Raw genomic sequence first — 16,730 nt, 5'->3', positions numbered from 1 at the left:
ACCCGCCAGCCAGAGGGCCGGCGAAGTTAGTGCAGGCCCGCCTCGGGCGCCACAGCGGCTTTCGTAGGGATCAGCCCGCCGCGCCGGGCGGGAGCGGGCTGAGCCAGGAAAGGCCCGAGGCGGTGGCGACCCGCTCGACCGCGATGCCGTAGACGCCGCCCACGGTTTCGGGCGTCAGCACCTCGGCTGGCGTGCCGGCCGCAGCCAGGACCCCGCCGTTCAGCAGCGCCACGTGGTCGGCCATGGCCGCCAGGTTCAGGTCATGCAGGACGGCCAGCACGGCCCAGCCGCGCCGCGCCAGGTCGCGCGCGAGCGCCAGGGTCGCCCATTGGTGCCTCAGGTCAAGGGCCGAGGTCGGCTCGTCCAGCAGCAGGAGACGCGGATCGAGCCCGGGGGACCAGACCTGCGCCAGGGCCCGCGCGAGCTGGACGCGCTGCCGCTCGCCCCCCGACAGCGCGGGATACGGCTTCGTCCAGAGATCGCGCACCGCGGCCATGTCGGCGGCTGCCGCCAGCGCGTCGCGGTCCTCCTCGGGACGCAGGCCGCCATGGGGAAGGCGGCCCAGCGCGACAACCTCGCCGGCGGTGAAGCCGAAGTCGAGGCCTGCGTCCTGCAGCATCACCGCCCGGCGGAGCGCGAGTTCGCGCTGCCGCCAGGACGGGAGCGGCCGGCCGTCCAGCACGACCGTCCCCGAATCGGGCCGGCGGTCGCCCGCCAGAACCGCGAGCAGAGTGGACTTGCCCGCGCCGTTGGGACCGACCAGCGCCGTCAGCCGCCCCGCCTCGACCGACAGATGGACGCGATCCAGCAGGATGCGCCCGCCGATCCGCACGGTGACGCCGTCCGCACGGATCATCGCGCCCTCCGGGTCAGCAGCCAGAGGAAGAAGGGGCCGCCGATCGCGCTGGTCAGCAGCCCGACGGGCAGCTCGGCCGGCGCCGCAAGCGTCCGTGCCAGGGCGTCGGCCCCCATCAGCAGCGATGCGCCCAGCAACGCCGAGCCGGGAATGACGAGACGCTGGTCCGGGCCGGCCACCAGCCGCACGAGGTGTGGGACCACCAGCCCGACGAAGCCGATCAGCCCGGTCGCCGCGACGGCGGCGCCGACGGCGAGCGCGCTGAGGACCACCGCCTGGCGCTTGATCCGCTGGACGGCGACACCGAGATGCCCGGCCTCGCGCTCGCCCAGCATCATCGCGTTCAGGGGCAGCGCGAGGCGCGGCAGGAGAAGCATGGGGACCAGAAGCAGCGGAAGGGCGAGCGCCGTGCGCGGCCAGTCCGCGCCGGCGAGGCTGCCCAGCGTCCAGAAGGTGAAGTCGCGAAGCTGCCGGTCGTCCGACATCCACACCAGCAGGCCCACCAGCGCCATGGCGATGGCATTGACCGCGATCCCGGCAAGCAGCATGCCCGGCGCCGAGGTCACACCGTCCCGCGTCGCGACCGCGCCCACCACCCGGGTCGCCACCAGCCCGCCGGCAAAGGCCGCTACAGGCAGCAGCCAGGCCGTCTGGAGCCACGGCAGCAGGGCCGTCAGGTGGCCGCCGAGAACGATGGTCACTGCGGCGGCCAGGGCGGCCCCGCTGGATACGCCGATCAGCCCGGGATCCGCCAGCGGGTTGCGGAAAAGCCCCTGCAGCGTCGCGCCTGCGACCGCGAGCGCCGCCCCCGTTGCGCCCCCCATGATCGCGCGCGGCAGGCGGAGCTGGAGCACCACGACGGCATCCCGCCCCGTCCCCTGCCCCATCAGCGCGGCCAGGACCCTGTCCGGCGGAACTGCCACCGCGCCCAGAACCAGCGACAGCACCAGCATGGCGACCAGCACCAGCGCCAGCGCCGGCAGGATCCGGCGCGCCCCGGCTCGGCCGGCTGCCGGCAGGGCCTGGGACATCGTCACGGCGCCCCGGGCGCCGATGCCAGGTCCGGCAGCGCGAGGCCCGGATGCAGCGCCCGGGCGAGATCCGTCGCGGCCTGCGCCATGCGAGGTCCGAAGCCGAGAAGATAGGCGGCATCGAAGGCCAGGAGCCGCCGCGCCCGCCCGGCCGGCGTCGCGGCGATCTCCGGCCGGTCCAGCAGCGCGTCGGCCCCGCCGAGGCTTTCCAGCGCCTGGGTGGTGGTCAGTATCACCTCCGGCTCGGCGGTCGCGGCGGCCTCTGGCGCCAGGGGCTTGTACCCGGCATAGCCGTCGATCGCGTTCGCGCCCCCGGCGAGGGTGATCATCGAATCGGCGGCGGTGCCCGTGCCGGCGACCATCGGGCCGCCGCGGCCCGCGCTCAGAACGAACATCACGCGCGGCCGGGCGGGCGCCGCCGCGGCCATGGCCGCGGCGAGGGTGGCGAGGTCGCGCTCGATCCCGGCGCGCAGGGTGGTCGCGGGGACGTCCTTGCCGATCGCGGCGCCGACGGCCGAGATCCGGGCCAGCGCCGCCGCGACGCTGGTTCCCTCGCCGACGCGCGCCACGGGCACCCCTGCGGCCGCCAACGCCTCGATTGCCGCCGGCGGGCCCGCCTCCTCGGTCGCGAGGACCAGATCCGGGGACAGCGAGAGCAGGCCTTCGGCGCCAAGCGCGCGGACATAGCCGACCTTGGGCAGGCGGTCGGCATCGGGCGGATAGATGCTGCTGCTGTCGGCGCCGACCAGCCGGTCGCCGGAATCGAGGGCGAAGACGATCTCGGTCACGGCGGCGCCGAGGCTCAGGATCCGGCCGCCCGGAGCCACCGCCGCGCCCTCGGCCACGGTCGCCGCCGCGGCTGGGCTGGCCGCGGCGGCCCAGAGCAGCAGGGCGAGCCCTGTCGTCAGGCGCATGCTCCGACCTCCCCGGCCGTGGGCAGGCTCTCGACCAGGCGGCGCCAACCCAGGTCCTCGGCCTCGCCGGGCTTGCGCTTGCCGAACAGCGCTGCGATCGGCCGGCCGGCGTCGTCGAACAGCTCCAGCGCGGTGACGGTGCCGTCGCGGGTCGGCTTGCGCACGACCCAGGCCGTTGCGATCGCGTCCTCGCGCAGGTGCAGATTGAAGCCGGGATCGAGCACGTTGTACCAGGGCCCGGTCTCGACCAGCTTGCGCACCGGGCCCGTGTGGATCTGGATGCAGCCAGCGTTGCCCACGAAGACCATGATGGGCAGCCCCGTCTCGGCGGCCCCCGTCAGCACCCGGCGCACCGAGTCCGCCGCGACCGGTGTCGCGCGCTCGCGCCCGGCAAGGCGCAGGCCCTGCACGCGCTGCACCCGGAACCGGCGCAACAGGCCGTGGAAGTCATGGGTGTCCTCCAGCGCGTCCCAGGCCGCGACGAAGCCGGGCACGTCGATCGCCGCATCCGGCTCCGGGGAGGCGGCGGCCGGCCAGGGCTCCACCTCCGGCAGTCCCGTCACGTCCGAGTCGTGCAGCGCCTCCACGAGCCGTGCGAAGGCGTCGCGGTCGCTGCGGTTGGTCAGGTAGACCTTGTGGACGGCCGTGCCGTCGCGATCGAAGACCTGGATGCTGTGCCGCTCGCCGGCCTTCGTCGTCTCGGTGACGGCATAGGCATGGCGCCAGCGCGTCAGGAAGAGGCGCAGGTCGATGGCCTCTCCGACCACGAGGCCGACAGGTCCGTCCGAGACCTGAACGTCCTCGTAGCGGCCGGTCTTCTCGTGCACCGCCCACTCGTTCCGCGTCAGCACCATCACCTCGCCGAGTTCGGGCAACCGTCGGAACAGGGCCCCCCAGTCGGCGCGCAGCGGCCGCCCCGAGAGGGCCACCAGCTCCGCCTCCGTGATGCCGAGGCGCGATGCCGCGTCGCGGGCCCGCAGCCCGGGCTCGGCGGCGCGGAGCTCGGCAAGGCGGCGGCGCAGGTCGTCGGGGCGGGTCGTGGCTTCTGCCTGCATAATGGCTGCTCCGGCCTCCTGGTTGGGGATCACCAGCGCACGCTGGCGCTGACGGCGACGGTGCGGCCGGGCTGCGCAAAGCGCCCGATATCCGCGCGGTTCGCGGCGACGCCGATGACGTCCTGCGAGTTGAAGTACCGCTCGTCGAAGATGTTGAAGATGCCGGCGTTCAGCGTGGCCCAGTCGGTGAGGTTCCAGTAGGCGACCGCGTCCAGCAGCGTGTAGGAGGGGGCCTCGAAGAAGGTCGGGTCCGAGACCTCGTCCTTCTTCCAGGCATGCGTGCCGATCAGCTCGCCGCCCCAGCCCGCCGCCGCGTCGTAGCGCAGGCCGAGCACGGCCTTGACCGGCGAGATGCTGTCGAGCGGCTCGCCCGTCGTGTCATCCTCGCCCTCGGCGTAGGCGATGCTGCCGAAGAGCCCCCACTCGGGAGCGAGGCGCCATTCGCCCTTGGCCTCGGCGCCGTAAATGGTGACGCGGGCCAGGTTGCGCGCCTGGAACTGGGTGAGGCCGGCACGGGTCCCGACCACGACGGATTCGATGAAGTCCCTGTACCGGTTGTAGAAGATGCTGGCCTGCGCCGAGCTGCCGTCGGCGAACGCGCCACGCAGGCCGAGCTCCACCCCGTCGCTGGTCTCGGGCTCCAGGTTGAAGTTCGGCAGGATCTCGTAGCGCTGCGGCCCGTTGGTGAAGCCGATATTTGCGTCGTCGTAGGGCGGGGCGCGGAAGCCGTGGGCATACTGGCCGAAGGCCGTGACGGCGTCGGTCAGCTTGTAGGCGACGCCGAGCTTCGGCGAGACCGCCGTATCGGTCAGCCTGCGCACCGCGAAGCCCTGGTTGTTGGTGTTCGCGAAGGCTGCGTCGGGGTCCGGATTGAGGCGGTAGTAGTCGATGCGGACGGCCGGCGTCACGGTCAGCCGGCCCAGGGCCACCTCGTCCTGGAGGTAGGCGCCGGCCAGCAGCGTCTTGGTATCCGGGAAGTTCTTGTTGGGGAAGACCTCGGCGGGCACGCCCGGCCCGCCCGAGAAGCTGCGCGTGACCGCCCCGGTCGCGGGGTTCACCTCGAACCGGTCGCGCGGCCGGGTGGTATCGGCATGCTCGACGTCGACGCCGTAGGTCAGACGGTGGTCCGCACCGAAGGCCTTGGCCGAGCTTTCCAGCTGGACTGAACCGCCGAGGATCTGCTGCTCGAAGTCGAAGTCGCTGAAGCGCAGGCGCGGGCTCCCGGCCGAGAGGCGGCTCTGCTCCGTCCTTTCCTCGCGCGTGACCTCGGTCCAGTTCGCCCGCCAGGACACGCGGTCCAGCCAGCCGAGCGAGACGCCGTGCGTGCCGTCCAGCGTCAGGCGGTAGCGTTCGGTCTCGTCCCGGCCATCGCTGTCGAGCACCGTCGCCGACCGCTCGTTCAGCAGCTCCGTGTCGACGCGGCGCCGCAGCGCCTCGCCGGTCAGCCGCAGCTGGTCTTCGCCGCCCAGCGGGAGCACGAGCTTGCTCAGCAGGTTGGTGGACCCGGAATCCACCGGGTTCGGATCGAAGTCCTCGGCCTTGAAGGCCTTGCCGTCGCGCCGCGTGATCTGGGCCAGCGCCTCGACGCCCCCGGCGCGGGCGGCACCGGTGGCCGTCTCCCTGAAGCTCCGGTCGGCACTGTCGTAGCCGAGCCTGCCGCCGACGTACCAGTCCTTGCCGACCTCGGCCAGGTAGTCTGAGGGATCCTTCGTCACATAGGAGACGACGCCGCCGATGGCATCCGACCCGTAGAGGGCCGAGGCGGGACCGCGCAGGATCTCGATCCGCTTGACCGTGTCCAGGTCGACGAAGTCGCGGGTGTAGGTTCCTGCCCCCTGGTTGCTGCCGGGGAAGTCCGGCAGCCGGGTCCCGTCCACCTCGACGCGGACGCGGTTGCCGCCGATGCCACGGATCACGTAGTTCGTCGCGCCGGCGCGGCCCGGCTGGTTGCCGACGTCCACGCCGGGCTCATAGCGCGTGACGTCGCGGAGCTGGTCCAGGTTCCGCCGCTCGATCTCGGTCTCGTCGATCACGGTCACGTTGGCCGGCGTATCCGAGAGCTTCTGGGGGGTCCTGTTCGCGACGATGGTCACCGGGTCCAGCCTGACCGGCGCATTCGCCTCCTGGGCGGAGGCCGGCGCGATCATGATCTGGCCGCTGGAGAGCGCCGCCAGCGAAACGGTCGCGCGGAGCAGGTGGCGAAGGGTCGAAGCGTCCATTTATTTCCATCCAAGGCGGTTCGGGTGTCGGCCGAAGCGAACCTGGCTGGCAGCGACGGGACACGTCGCGGGCTGGCGGGTACGCCGGAAGCGGTTACTTGGTCAGGATCAGCTTGTTCAGTCCTGTCAGTCGGAGGCGGTAATCCTCGGTCCCGTGGCGGATCACGATCTCCTTCCGGCCCGCGAGCAGGTCGCGGCTGTCCAGGATCCGCGGGGCGCCGGAGGTGGTCTGCCCCCCGGGTTGCCCCGCGACCGTCTGCCCGGCGTCGGAGGGTTGAGCGGGTCGGGTCTGGGTCACGGTCATCGGACAACCATGCAAATGCGAGCCATTCGCAAATCGTCTATCTTTGTTGCGAAGGAATCGCAAGTGGCATCTCGTGCCGGCCTTCCGACCGGCATGCGCGGTTCCGGCGACGTTCCGGCCGCGGCGCACCTCCATGCGCCGGGACACGCCGGTCCCGTCCCTGTTCTCCGACCAACCCGCAGCCTTTCCCGCCCGGTCCCGAGGCACGATGGACCTCTTCCGTGACACGCTGCTCCAGGCCTGGAACCGGTTTGCCGCGTCGGACCCGGGGCTCGTGCGGCTGCGCTTCGCGGCGCGAGTCGTCCTCGCCGTAATCCTGAGCCTCGGGATGCTGCTGCCCTTGCGCGGGGTGATCGCCCTGCCGACCGCGGCGCTGGCCCTGGCCTTCGTGCTGAGCTTCCTGTCGGCGGTCGCCGTGCGGGACCCGTTGCCTGCGCAGCAGCGCACGACGATGCTGCTGATGGTGCCCCTGGCCCTCGCCTCGGTGACACTCGCGGCAGTGCTCTCTCCATGGCCGCCGGTCGCGCGCGCGGCCTTCCTGGGCGTCGTGTTCGCTGCGACCTACGTGCGGCGCTATGGGCTGCGCTGGGCTGCGGTCGGCACGGTCTCGTTCAATGCGCATTTCCTCGGCAACTTCCTGCAGCCGGCTGCGGGCGACTGGCCGTTTCTAGCGCTCGGGATATCCGTGGGCGTTGGCAACGCCATGCTGCTGCGCTTCGTCATCATGCCCGACCGCCCGAAGGTGATGCTCCGGCGCGTGCTGCGTGCCATCGGGTACCGGATCGCCGCCATCCTCGATGCCGCCGCCGAGGCCGTCACGACGGGGGAATGGACGGAGCGCCGGCGCCGCCGGCTGCGCCACCACGTGGCCGCCCTGAACGAGGCGATGCTGATGGCCGAAGGCCATATCGGTGCGCTGCACGACCGGGCCGGAGACCAGGAGCAGCGCGCCGACACGCTGCGCTGGGCGCTGCTATCCGCAGAGCTTGCCGCCGAACGCGTGGCCGCCTCGGCGCCCTCGATCGCGCCGGCCCCCGCCGTGCGGCAGAAACTGGTCAAGCGGCTCAGGATATTGGCCGCAGCAGCCGCCGGAAGCCGGCCGCCCGCCGACGCGCCTTCGGCCGGGACGCGGCTCGCCCTTGCTCTGGACGAGATGGCGGCGGCGCTCGGCACGGTCGCCAGCTTCGCCGACGGGAACCTCGGCGCGACGCCGGAGCGGCCTGCCACCCCGCCGGACAAGGGCCCGGCCCCGCCGGCCGCGGCGGGCGCCGGCCTACTGGAGACGACGCGCCAGGCCATCCAGGTCACGGTGGCCTGCGCGCTGGCGATGGCGGGGGGACTTCTCGTGTCCGGGGATCGCTGGGAATGGGCCGTCCTCACGACCTTCGTGGTCTTCGCTGGGACCCGCTCGCGCGGCGATATCCTCGAGAAGGGCGTCCAGCGTGTGGCGGGGACGCTGGCCGGCGTGGGCGCCGGTCTGGCCGCCGCGATCCTGGCGGCGGGACATCCCGTCCTGGAGCTGATCCTTGCCCTGGGCAGCCTGTTCCTGGGCTTCTACTTCTTCCAGCTGTCCCACGGGATCATGGTGTTCTGGATCACCGTGATGATCGCCCTGCTCTACGGGGTGCTCGGCATGTTCACGCCGGCCGCGCTTGTGATCCGGCTCGACGAAACCGCGGTGGGGGCGCTTGCGGGCGGCGGCGTGGGGCTCCTGCTCTTCCCGACACGGATGCGGGATCTGCTGCGCAGCTCGGGCCGGACGCTCCTGGGCGCGCTGAACCGCCTGGTCGCGGCGAGCATCGCGCGGCTCCGCGGCGACGCCGGGCGGCGCGACACCGTCGATGCGGCCCGCGCGCTCGACCGCAGCCTTCAGGACCTGCGGACCTCGGCACAGCCGGCGATCCGCCGCCCGTTCCTGCTGCCACCGGGCCGCGTCGCACGGGCGATCGAGGTCATGTCCGCCTGCGGCCATTGGGCCCGCGAGCTGGTTCTCGCCTGCAACATCCCGGGCCCACCCCCGGCCGAGCCGGTGATGGCGCCGATCGGGGCCGCCGGCACCCGCGTCTGCGCCAGCCTCGACGAGCTCTGCACCGCCCTTGCCGAGCGGCGTGCGCCGGCCCTGCGGTCGGCGCAAAGTCTGACCGATCGCGCCGAATCGGCGATCGCAAGGGCCGAGCTGCCGCAAGACCAGCGGCGCCGGCTGTGCCGCATCGTCCATGCGCTCGGCCACCTGGACCGGACCCTCCTGCGACTCGGCACGCTAGTGCCCGGCGGCTGAGGCACCCCCGTCCCTACTCCGGTCCCGTCCGGCGGGCCGCCAGCCAGTCCAGACCGGCGCGGGCATGCAGGAAGCCGTTGGCGAACCGCGCCTCGGGCATCAGCGCGGCGAGCCGGACCTGCCCCTCGGCCGCCGCCAGTTCGCCGTCCAGCACGGAGCGGTGGATGTCGGCCACGGCGACCATGTCCACGGCCTGCGGCGAGAGCCGGAAACCGGTGATCCCGGCCGCCTGCAGGAGTTGGAGGTCCGGAAGGAGGCAGCCGTAGCTTCCGCTCAGCACCTGCACGCCGTTCACGGCCAGGAACGGCGCGTCGTCCAGCGTTTCCACCTCGAGCCCGTCGGGATCCCGGCCGCAGACGAACTGGCATCCGTCCTTCTGAAGTCCGTGCGCCCGCGCGTGATAGCAGCGCGCCGAGATCGCCAGCGGCAGCCTCCCGAAGGCGAGCACCTCCAGCGAGAATCCGGGAAGCTCGGCAGCCCTGGCCGCAAGCGCCACGACGGCCTCGACCGGAAGGTCCGGCCCCAGGCACAGCCGGGTCGCGCCATGGGAGGCGAAAAGGGCCAGCGTCTCCTCGTTGTAGACCTGGACATAGGGCCCGACGGCGTGCGGGCGCCCGCGCAGCAGGGCCAGGGCAGTCGCGTCGTTGGCCTCCACCGGCGCGTCGTCCTGCACGGCGAGGTCCCGCACGGCCTGCCGCTCGCGCGGCTGCATGACCAGCGCCAGGGTCGCGAGCAGGACCTCCTTGCCCGCGCGCCGCAGCCGGTCCACGGATTCGGCCAGCACCTCGACCGCTGGCGGGCGCTTTGCGCAGACGACCTCGCCCAGGACGACGGTGTCCACCGGCGCCTCGTCGGTGATGCGGCGGTAGAAATCGGCAAGGCGCGCGGCCGGCCAGTTGAACAGGACGGGCCCGAGGGTCAGGCGGGCGGGGATGCCGGTCATGATCGCCTCCCTAGCGCCAACGCCGTTCGTAGGCACCCGACGTCGAACGGCGACCCTCGGTCTGGTCGGCGAGCCCTGCGGCGATGGAGGGCAGCCCCGCCGCGGCGGCGTCCACTGCGCGCCGGAACTCGGCGACCACGCGCGACACGTAAGCCTTGCCGCGCTGTCGCCCTTCGATCTTCAGGGCCGTGACCCCGGCCGCCATCAGCTCCGGAATGCGGTCGGCGACGTTCAGCGACACGGGATCCTCGAACAAGTGCGACAGGCGGCCATTGGCCCGGAACCGGCCCTTGCAGAGGGTCGGGTATCCGGCCGGCTCGCCGACGGCGAAGCTGTCCACGGTGATGCCGCCGACCCGGGAGACCAGCGCCGCGCCACGCTGCTCGTACCGGACGTGCTCGGCGGGCGAGCAGACGCCATGGGTGTTGGGAGACTGGCCCGTCACGTAGGAGGAAAGCTGGCAACGCCCCTCCGCCATGACGCACATGCCGCCGAAGGCGAAGACCTCCGTCTCAACCGGCACTTCGCGGTTCAGCGCGGCGATCTCGGCGAGGGTCAGGACCCGCGGCAGGACCACGCGGCGGACCCCGAACGACTCGTGGTAGAACCGGATCGCTTCGGGGGTGGACGCGGCCGCCTGGACGGACAGGTGCAGCCGGCGGCCGGGATGGCGCCGTGCCGCCAGGGCCAGCAAGCCCGCATCGGCGAGGATCATGGCATCGGCGCCGGCTTCCATCGCGTCGTCCAGCGCGCGGATCCAGGGCCCCATGGCGCCCGCGGGCGGGAAGGTGTTGATGGCGACGTAGAGCTCGCGTCTCGCACCGTGGGCCCTGCACGCAGCGGCCTTCATCTCGGGCCGCGAGAAGTTCAGACCGGGAAAGTTGCGGGCGTTGGTCTCGTCCCGGAAGCCGCAGTAGACCGCGTCGGCTCCGGCGTCCAGCGCGGCATCGAGGGCGGCCGGCGTCCCCGCCGGACAGATCAGGGCCAGCGGCGTATTCGGCGACATGTTCAGCGGCACGCTCATCCGGCGGTCCTTTCGGAACCATGGCGGCCGCGGCCGCGGGAGGCCAGGTCGCGCAGCGCCTCGACCCGGTCGTCGAGCGAGAGCAGACGCTCGGCGTGGGGCTGCAGGACGGCGGCCTGCAGCGCCGCCAGCGCACGCTCGGCGATTCCGGCCACCGGCGCGATCCGGCGCCCGAGCGCCCGGGCCGGGCCGGCCAGTGGCCCCAGGGCGGCAAGCAGGTCGGAGAGCAGCCGCACCTCGCCGCTGTCCAGCGCGTTGCGCAGGATCAGCACCGCGGCCATGTCGCCCTCGACCAGGAGGTCGCGGCCGAAGAAGGCCGCATCACCGTCGATCCGGCCCTCGAGCAGCCGCAGGAGCGTGGACAGCGGCGCACGGAGGGCCGCGGCGCAGCCGCCCGCCGGCTCGCCACGACCGATGGAGAGCCGTGGGGCGCGGCCCGCGGGCCGCAGCCGGAAATGCACCGGCAGGTCGACAGGGTCCACCAGGAACTCCGCCTCGTCGAGAACGGCAAGCCGCTCGAAGACCTCGGGATGGCGTCGGCGCATCGCGCTCATCGCCGCATCCAGGGCCGGCTGCGCCACAAGCCGGGGCACGGCGAGGAGGCCCGGCCCTGCCAGCAGGGTCCAGGACAGCGGCGTTGGGCGGGCGGCATCGTAGGTCATGCGGCTTGGCTCGTCGGCAGCGTCCGGTGCCCCTCCCCTAGCCCGCCACGTCCCGCCCGTATTTGTCCCAGCGCAAAATTTTACGCGATTCCCGTGCCACGGCGTCGCGATTACGCCTGAAACACTATTTCAGAGCGGCTGCAATATTCGTGCAACGCCGCCGCACAAACATCGCGGGCTGAAGGATGCCGCGGCCCGTCCGGCCGCGGCAGCTGCGCCAGCCTCCCGGCGGGGCGCATGCAGCACCAGCAGGGAGCTTCAGCGATGCCGACGATCCTGGGTAAGCGCGCCATCATCATCGGAGCCGGCATCGGCGGCCTGGCTTCGGCAGGCGCGGTCGCTCCTTATTTCGACACCGTGCTCGTGCTCGAACGGGACGAGCTTCCGATCCAGCCGATTCCCCGCCGCGGCGCGCCGCAGTCGACCCAGCTCCACGTGGTCCTTGCCGGCGGAATGCAGGCCCTCTGCGACCTGTTCCCCGGCTTCGACAACGACCTGCTGTGCGCGGGCTCCACGCAGATCGAAATGAGCGACTTGAGCGTCGAGTTCCCGCAGGTCGATCCGCTGCCCAGGCGCGACCTTCCTGGTCTGCATGTATTCGGTATGACACGGCCGCTCCTGGAGTTCACGTTGCGGAACCGCGTGCTGGCACTGCAGAACGTGGAGATCCGCGACCGCTGCTCGGTGGTCGAGATCAACCCCTCGCTCGAAGGCGCGGCCACCGGCGTGCGCTACGAACGACCCAACGGCGAGCAGCAGATCCTCTGGGCCGACCTGGTGATCGACGCAGCAGGGCTGAACAGCCTGACCAAGCCCTTCCTCCAGGCCGCCGGCTTCGCGACACCCGACGAGACCACGATCGGCGTCGATATCAGCTACGCCTCCGCGATCTTCGAACTGCCCCCCGGGGTCACCAACTGGAAGGCCGTCGTGACGCTTCCGGAAGCTCCGGCGGAGTCCACGACCGGCATGGTGTTCCGGATCGACAACGACCGCTGGATGACGCTGATCGCGAAAATCCACAGCAAGGACGCGCCGCGCGACTGGGACGAGATGCTGGCAGCGGCGCGAAGCCTGCGCACGCACAGCCTCTACGACATCATTCGCCATGCCAGGCATCCGGAGCGCATCCTCCGCTTCGGCTTCCCCGAGAGCATCCGGCGGCACTACGAGCGGCTGGAGCGGTTCCCGCGCGGCCTGCTGCCCATCGGGGACGCGATCTGCCGCTTCAATCCCGTCTATGGGCAGGGCATGACGGTCGCCGCCCAGGAGGCGCTTATCCTGAACCAGATCCTTGCTGGACGCGTCGGCACGACCGATTCCCTGTCCGGGCTGGCCGAGACCTTCTTCCACCGTGCCGAGCCGAAGATCAGCGCGGCATGGGCCATGGGGACCGGGGCGGACTTCGCCTACGAGCAGACCACAGGCGTGCGTCCGCCCGACCTCGAGAAGGGCATGCAGATGAACCTGGCGATCCGCCGGCTCGCGGTGAAGGACGCCGAGGTTCATCGGAGGCTCATTGCCGCATTCCACCTGGTGATCCCGCTGGAGCAGCTCTACGAGCCGGAGCTGATGAAGCGGGCCGAGCCGTATCTGTCCGCCGCCTGAGCGCGGCGGAGCGGATCCAATGCCGACGATCATCTACGAGCAACCCGACGGGATCCGGCGCCGCGTCGACGCGCCGGAGGGCATCGACCTGATGCTGGCCGCGAAGCGCAACGGCGTGCGCGGCATCGAGGCGGATTGCGGCGGCGCCTGCGCCTGCGCGACCTGCCATGTCTATGTCGGTGACGGCTTTCCCCTGCCCGAGCCGGAGCCGGAAGAGCAGGCGATGCTTGCCGAGGTAGCGGCCGAGCGCCTGCCGCAGAGCCGCCTGGCCTGCCAGATCACGATCACTTCGGCGCTGGACGGTCTGGTCCTCCGCATCCCCGCGCGGCAGTTCTGATGCGCGATGGCATGCTCATCCTGGGGGCGTCCCATGCCGGCGTCTTGCTGGCGGCGACGCTGCGCGAGAACGGCTGGGAGGAGCCGATCACGATCGTGGGCGAGGAGCCTTCCCCGCCCTACCAGCGGCCTCCCCTTTCCAAGGGCCTGATCGCCGGCGAGGTGGAGCCGGAGGATCTCGCCCTGCGCTCGTTCGGGTTCTTCCGGGACGCCGAGATCTCGCTGGAGCTCGGATCCGCCGCCGTCGCCGTGGACCCCGCCGGGCGCGAGGTCACGCTGTCCGATGGCCGGAGGCTGCGCTACGGGTGCCTCGCGCTGGCGACGGGCGCGACGGCGCGCCCGGCGCCTTTCGAAGGAGCGGATCTGGACGGCGTCGCCGTCCTTCGGACCCTGTCGGATGCCCTGATGCTTCGCGAGAGGATCGCGGCCGCCGGCGAGGTGGTGATCGTCGGCGCGGGCTATATCGGGCTCGAGCTCTCGGCCGGTCTCGCCGCGCTGGGCGGACGCCACGTCACCGTCGTCGATTGCGGCAGAAGGATCCTTGCCCGGGCCGCGTCCGCCACACTGGCCACCTTCGTCGCGGAGAGGCACAGGCACGCCGGCACGCGCCTGATCCTCGGCGCCAGGATCGCCAGGCTGAACGGCGCCGGCGGGCGGGTCACCGATGTCGAGCTGGCGGACGGCTCGCGCATCGCCGCGGATCTCGTCGTCCTCGCGATCGGCGTGCGCCGGAACGACCACCTGGCCCGGGTCGCAGGCCTCGCCTGCGACGACGGGGTCCTGGTGAACCGGGCGGGCCGCACCAGCGACCCGCGGATCGTCGCGCTGGGCGACTGCGCCGTAAGGCACAGTCGCTTCGCCGACGGCGCGCTGGTCCGCCTGGAATGCGTCCAGAACGCCCAGGACGGCGCTCGCGCCGCGGCGGCGGGCCTGACCGGGAAACCCGTGGGCATGGAGCCGACGCCCTGGTTCTGGTCGGACCAGCTCGGACTGCGGCTCCAGACGGCGGGCCTGACGAGCGGCGTCGACAGGACCGTGCAACGGGGCTCGCGCGAGCAGGGTCGCTTCTCGCTGTGGCACTTCGCGGGCCCGCGGCTACGTGCCGTCGAGACCGTAAATGCTCCCGCGGAGCACCTCGTCGCGCGCAAGCTCCTGCAGGCAGGATGCCCGATCAGCCCGGCCGAGGCCGCGGATACCAGGATCGATCTCGGCGCCAGGTTCCTGCGGCGGGAGATGGCGCTTTCGGCGCCGTGATGGCGCCTTCCAGCCAAAGGAAGCAGACATGAGTAGAATGGCCGAGTGCTGCTGCGGATCCCTTCGTGCCGAGGTGAGCGGGGATCCCATCCTCGTCGGCGCCTGCCATTGCGAGCAGTGCCAACGCCGGACAGGATCTCCGTTCGGGGTAAGTGCCTATTTCCCGGCTGACCAGGTCAGAGTATCCGGCTCCAGCAAGGTCTTCACGCGTGACGGTCAGGACGGGCGCAGGGTGCGAATGGGCTTCTGCCCCGATTGCGGGTCGACCGTCTTCTGGGAGGCGGACTTCCTGCCGGGTCATGTCGCCATCGCCGTCGGCGCCTTCTGCGATCCCGCCTTTCCCCCGCCTTCCTTCTCCATCTGGGAGCGCACGAAGCACCCTTGGGTTACACTCGCGGCCGAACTGCAGCGCCGCCTGGATCAGGACGCGCCGAAATAGGTCACCCGCCCGGCGATGCGCCGACCGCCGGACACGGCCGCGCCCATGTGGGCCCCGCGGCCGGCGCCAATGCCAACGAGGTGAGCGCCGGAAGCGCGTGGTGATGAACCCTGCGAGCGACAGTCCTCGACGCGCTGGCGCGGCGCATGGCCGGCGCAGTCCTCAGCGCACCAGGACCTGCGCGGCCTCCTTTGTCTTGCCGACTGCCTGCGAGACCTGGTGCACGGCTCCGGAGATCCCCTCGATGCTCGAGGAGACCGTGGAGACCGCGGCCGAGGCGTTCTGCATGTTGACCGACATGCTCTGCGTGACGCTGCTCTGCTCCTCGACCGCCGAAGCGGTTGTCGCCACGTGTTCGCGCACGGTCTGAACGGCCTCGCGGATGGCGTCGAGCGCGCCCGCGACCTCGCCCGAGGTCGCCTGGATGCCGTCGATCTCGGCGGAGATCTGCTCCGTGGCCTTGGCCGCCTGGTTGGCGAGGTTCTTCACCTCGGATGCCACCACGGCGAAGCCGCGGCCCGCCTCACCCGCGCGCGCCGCCTCGATGGTGGCATTGAGCGCCAGCAGGTTGATCTGGCCCGCGATGCTCTGGATCAGGCTGACGATGCCGTTCATCGCCAGGGCAGCATCGGTGAGCTTGCGCGTGCGCTCGCCGACCGCCGCGACCTTGTCGAAGGCGCCTTCGGTCGCCGCACGGGATTGTGCCATGCTGCGCGAGATCTCGCTGATCGACGCGGCCAGCTCCTCGGCGGCGGCGGCGACGGTCTGGACGTTGCTGGAAGTCTGCTCGGCAGCCTTCGACGCCGCCACCGCCTCGGCCACGGAGCGGTCGATCTCTCCGTTGATCTCACCGAAATTGCGATCGATCAGGGTCTTGAGGTTCGCCAGCAGCACCATCTGAGCCGAGACGTCGGAAGCAAACTTGACGACCTTGGCGATTTTCCCATTGAGGCCGACGATGGGATTGTAGGACCCCTCGATCCAGACCTGACGCCCGCCCTTGCCGATCCGCTTGAACTGGGCGGCCTGATACTCACCGCGCTTCAGCCGCACCCAGAACTCCGCATATTCGCGGCTGTCGCGGTAACCGTCCTCCACGAACATCCCATGGTGCCGGCCCCTGATCTCTTCCAGGGAGTAGCCCATCGCCCGCAGGAAGTTCTCATTGGCATTGAGGATCGTGCCGTCGACGGCAAACTCGATCACCGCCTGCGAGCGATTGATCGCGGCGAACTGCGAGGCGTAGTCCATGTTCTGCAGCCGCTCTCGGGCGTCCGCCCATTCGACTGCATAGCCGATGCGCCTGCCGCTTTCCGTCAGCGGCGAGACAAGCAGGTCGAACATTCGCACGCCGACACGGATGGTGGCGCCGTGCGGCTCGGTCATGGCGCTGAGGAGACGGCGCTGATGGCTCGGACTCTTGTGAAAGACGTCGATATTGCTGCCGACCAGCGTTGCGACGCTGAAGCGGGGGAGCTCTTTCCTGAGGTCGGCCTCGGCCTCCTGGAGAAGCGCACGCACGGCCGGGTTCATGTAGATGATGTTCAGATCCACGTCGGCGATCATTACGTTCGCACGCAGCGCATCCAGGGCCGCGTGCCTGATCTCCGTCGCCCGCCTCGTCTTGAACCTGCCGAGCACGATGCCGCTTCCTTGCCAATTCACTCGATGCACCAATGACGGCTGCCGAGCATGAAATGAGCGTTAACTTCATGCCTCTGTTCTTCACCCTATACTTCTGGTCACGGTGTAGGCTCGTCGCCATGCGGCATGGCGTCGAAACACGGCGTCAGTCATGGCGCGCAAG

General features: G+C 71.2%; 15 protein-coding genes. 5 read left to right on the top strand and 10 right to left on the bottom strand.

Annotated elements, in window-relative coordinates; genetic code table 11:
• Positions 1 to 70: 70 nt before the first annotated feature.
• The 6 genes from JUB13_RS12795 to hemP form a co-directional block, all read right to left on the bottom strand.
• Positions 71 to 856 carry a heme ABC transporter ATP-binding protein gene (locus JUB13_RS12795; RefSeq protein WP_207479437.1) on the bottom strand — a complete coding sequence of 262 codons (786 nt, stop codon included), beginning with the start codon at positions 854 to 856 and terminating at the stop codon, positions 71 to 73.
• Positions 853 to 1,887 carry a FecCD family ABC transporter permease gene (locus JUB13_RS12790; protein ID WP_207479829.1) on the bottom strand — a complete coding sequence of 345 codons (1,035 nt, stop codon included), beginning with the start codon at positions 1,885 to 1,887 and terminating at the stop codon, positions 853 to 855. The genes JUB13_RS12795 and JUB13_RS12790 overlap by 4 nt, the downstream gene beginning before the upstream one ends.
• A gap of 2 nt (positions 1,888 to 1,889) precedes the next feature.
• Complete coding sequence (locus JUB13_RS12785) at positions 1,890 to 2,801, bottom strand: heme/hemin ABC transporter substrate-binding protein (RefSeq protein ID WP_207479434.1); 912 nt, start codon at positions 2,799 to 2,801, stop codon at positions 1,890 to 1,892.
• A complete protein-coding gene (locus JUB13_RS12780) occupies positions 2,792 to 3,856 on the bottom strand; it encodes a hemin-degrading factor (RefSeq protein WP_207479431.1) in 1,065 nt (354 codons plus the stop codon). The genes JUB13_RS12785 and JUB13_RS12780 overlap by 10 nt, the downstream gene beginning before the upstream one ends.
• A 29-nt stretch (positions 3,857 to 3,885) precedes the next feature.
• Positions 3,886 to 6,075 carry a TonB-dependent hemoglobin/transferrin/lactoferrin family receptor gene (locus JUB13_RS12775; RefSeq protein WP_207479428.1) on the bottom strand — a complete coding sequence of 730 codons (2,190 nt, stop codon included), beginning with the start codon at positions 6,073 to 6,075 and terminating at the stop codon, positions 3,886 to 3,888.
• A gap of 94 nt (positions 6,076 to 6,169) precedes the next feature.
• Positions 6,170 to 6,379 (bottom strand): hemin uptake protein HemP, encoded by a 210-nt coding sequence (gene hemP / locus JUB13_RS12770; RefSeq protein WP_207479426.1) that lies wholly within the window; start codon positions 6,377 to 6,379, stop codon positions 6,170 to 6,172.
• 208 nt (positions 6,380 to 6,587) lie between these two features.
• On the opposite strand from hemP, the gene JUB13_RS12765 reads away from it, so the two are divergent.
• On the top strand, positions 6,588 to 8,657 hold the full coding sequence (locus JUB13_RS12765) for an FUSC family protein (protein WP_207479423.1): 2,070 nt from the start codon (positions 6,588 to 6,590) through the stop codon (positions 8,655 to 8,657).
• A 13-nt stretch (positions 8,658 to 8,670) separates the two neighbouring features.
• On the opposite strand, the gene ubiV is transcribed toward JUB13_RS12765, so the two are convergent.
• Genes ubiV through ubiT form a run of 3 tightly spaced genes read right to left on the bottom strand, consistent with a single transcriptional unit; the run spans position 8,671 to position 11,286 of the window.
• Positions 8,671 to 9,600 carry a ubiquinone anaerobic biosynthesis protein UbiV gene (gene ubiV / locus JUB13_RS12760; RefSeq protein WP_207479421.1) on the bottom strand — a complete coding sequence of 310 codons (930 nt, stop codon included), beginning with the start codon at positions 9,598 to 9,600 and terminating at the stop codon, positions 8,671 to 8,673.
• Positions 9,601 to 9,610: 10 nt separating this feature from the next.
• Positions 9,611 to 10,624 (bottom strand): ubiquinone anaerobic biosynthesis protein UbiU, encoded by a 1,014-nt coding sequence (gene ubiU, locus JUB13_RS12755; RefSeq protein WP_207479418.1) that lies wholly within the window; start codon positions 10,622 to 10,624, stop codon positions 9,611 to 9,613.
• Positions 10,621 to 11,286 carry a ubiquinone anaerobic biosynthesis accessory factor UbiT gene (ubiT, locus tag JUB13_RS12750; RefSeq protein ID WP_207479416.1) on the bottom strand — a complete coding sequence of 222 codons (666 nt, stop codon included), beginning with the start codon at positions 11,284 to 11,286 and terminating at the stop codon, positions 10,621 to 10,623. The genes ubiU and ubiT overlap by 4 nt, the downstream gene beginning before the upstream one ends.
• A gap of 264 nt (positions 11,287 to 11,550) precedes the next feature.
• Between ubiT and JUB13_RS12745 the strand changes: the two genes are divergently transcribed.
• From JUB13_RS12745 to JUB13_RS32205, 4 genes are read left to right on the top strand one after another with little or no spacing between them, the layout of a single operon-like run.
• Positions 11,551 to 12,894 (top strand): FAD-dependent oxidoreductase, encoded by a 1,344-nt coding sequence (locus JUB13_RS12745; RefSeq protein ID WP_207479413.1) that lies wholly within the window; start codon positions 11,551 to 11,553, stop codon positions 12,892 to 12,894.
• Between the two features lie 19 nt (positions 12,895 to 12,913).
• On the top strand, positions 12,914 to 13,231 hold the full coding sequence (locus tag JUB13_RS12740; protein WP_207479411.1) for a 2Fe-2S iron-sulfur cluster-binding protein: 318 nt from the start codon (positions 12,914 to 12,916) through the stop codon (positions 13,229 to 13,231).
• 11 nt (positions 13,232 to 13,242) lie between these two features.
• Positions 13,243 to 14,484, top strand: a complete 1,242-nt coding sequence (locus JUB13_RS12735) for an NAD(P)/FAD-dependent oxidoreductase (protein WP_207479407.1) — start codon at positions 13,243 to 13,245, stop codon at positions 14,482 to 14,484.
• A 28-nt stretch (positions 14,485 to 14,512) separates the two neighbouring features.
• Positions 14,513 to 14,923 (top strand): GFA family protein, encoded by a 411-nt coding sequence (locus tag JUB13_RS32205; protein WP_207479404.1) that lies wholly within the window; start codon positions 14,513 to 14,515, stop codon positions 14,921 to 14,923.
• 162 nt (positions 14,924 to 15,085) lie between these two features.
• Here the strand turns inward: JUB13_RS32205 and JUB13_RS12725 are convergent, their stop codons facing one another.
• Entirely contained in the window at positions 15,086 to 16,564 is a 1,479-nt protein-coding gene (locus JUB13_RS12725; RefSeq protein ID WP_328702930.1) for a methyl-accepting chemotaxis protein, read from the bottom strand.
• Positions 16,565 to 16,730 lie beyond the last annotated feature (166 nt).

The sequence above is a fragment of the Arenibaculum pallidiluteum genome (assembly GCF_017355985.1).
GTDB classification, from domain to species: Bacteria; Pseudomonadota; Alphaproteobacteria; order Azospirillales; family Azospirillaceae; genus Arenibaculum; species Arenibaculum pallidiluteum.
The sequence above is the reverse complement of the archived record's forward strand: the minus strand, read 5'-3'. Positions and strand labels throughout refer to the sequence as shown.

What these genes read in the sequence shown, in the direction of transcription:
- JUB13_RS12780 (WP_207479431.1), bottom strand. Translation starts at nt 3,856, where the DNA reads ATGCAGGCAGAAGCCACGACCCGCCCCGACGACCTGCGCCGCCGCCTT.
- JUB13_RS12775 (WP_207479428.1), bottom strand. Translation starts at nt 6,075, where the DNA reads ATGGACGCTTCGACCCTTCGCCACCTGCTCCGCGCGACCGTTTCGCTG.
- hemP (WP_207479426.1), bottom strand. Translation starts at nt 6,379, where the DNA reads ATGACCGTGACCCAGACCCGACCCGCTCAACCCTCCGACGCCGGGCAG.
- ubiT (WP_207479416.1), bottom strand. Translation starts at nt 11,286, where the DNA reads ATGACCTACGATGCCGCCCGCCCAACGCCGCTGTCCTGGACCCTGCTG.
- JUB13_RS12765 (WP_207479423.1), top strand. Translation starts at nt 6,588, where the DNA reads ATGGACCTCTTCCGTGACACGCTGCTCCAGGCCTGGAACCGGTTTGCC.
- ubiV (WP_207479421.1), bottom strand. Translation starts at nt 9,600, where the DNA reads ATGACCGGCATCCCCGCCCGCCTGACCCTCGGGCCCGTCCTGTTCAAC.
- JUB13_RS12735 (WP_207479407.1), top strand. Translation starts at nt 13,243, where the DNA reads ATGCTCATCCTGGGGGCGTCCCATGCCGGCGTCTTGCTGGCGGCGACG.
- JUB13_RS32205 (WP_207479404.1), top strand. Translation starts at nt 14,513, where the DNA reads ATGAGTAGAATGGCCGAGTGCTGCTGCGGATCCCTTCGTGCCGAGGTG.
- JUB13_RS12785 (WP_207479434.1), bottom strand. Translation starts at nt 2,801, where the DNA reads ATGCGCCTGACGACAGGGCTCGCCCTGCTGCTCTGGGCCGCCGCGGCC.
- JUB13_RS12790 (WP_207479829.1), bottom strand. Translation starts at nt 1,887, where the DNA reads ATGTCCCAGGCCCTGCCGGCAGCCGGCCGAGCCGGGGCGCGCCGGATC.
- JUB13_RS12795 (WP_207479437.1), bottom strand. Translation starts at nt 856, where the DNA reads ATGATCCGTGCGGACGGCGTCACCGTGCGGATCGGCGGGCGCATCCTG.
- JUB13_RS12745 (WP_207479413.1), top strand. Translation starts at nt 11,551, where the DNA reads ATGCCGACGATCCTGGGTAAGCGCGCCATCATCATCGGAGCCGGCATC.
- ubiU (WP_207479418.1), bottom strand. Translation starts at nt 10,624, where the DNA reads ATGAGCGTGCCGCTGAACATGTCGCCGAATACGCCGCTGGCCCTGATC.
- JUB13_RS12740 (WP_207479411.1), top strand. Translation starts at nt 12,914, where the DNA reads ATGCCGACGATCATCTACGAGCAACCCGACGGGATCCGGCGCCGCGTC.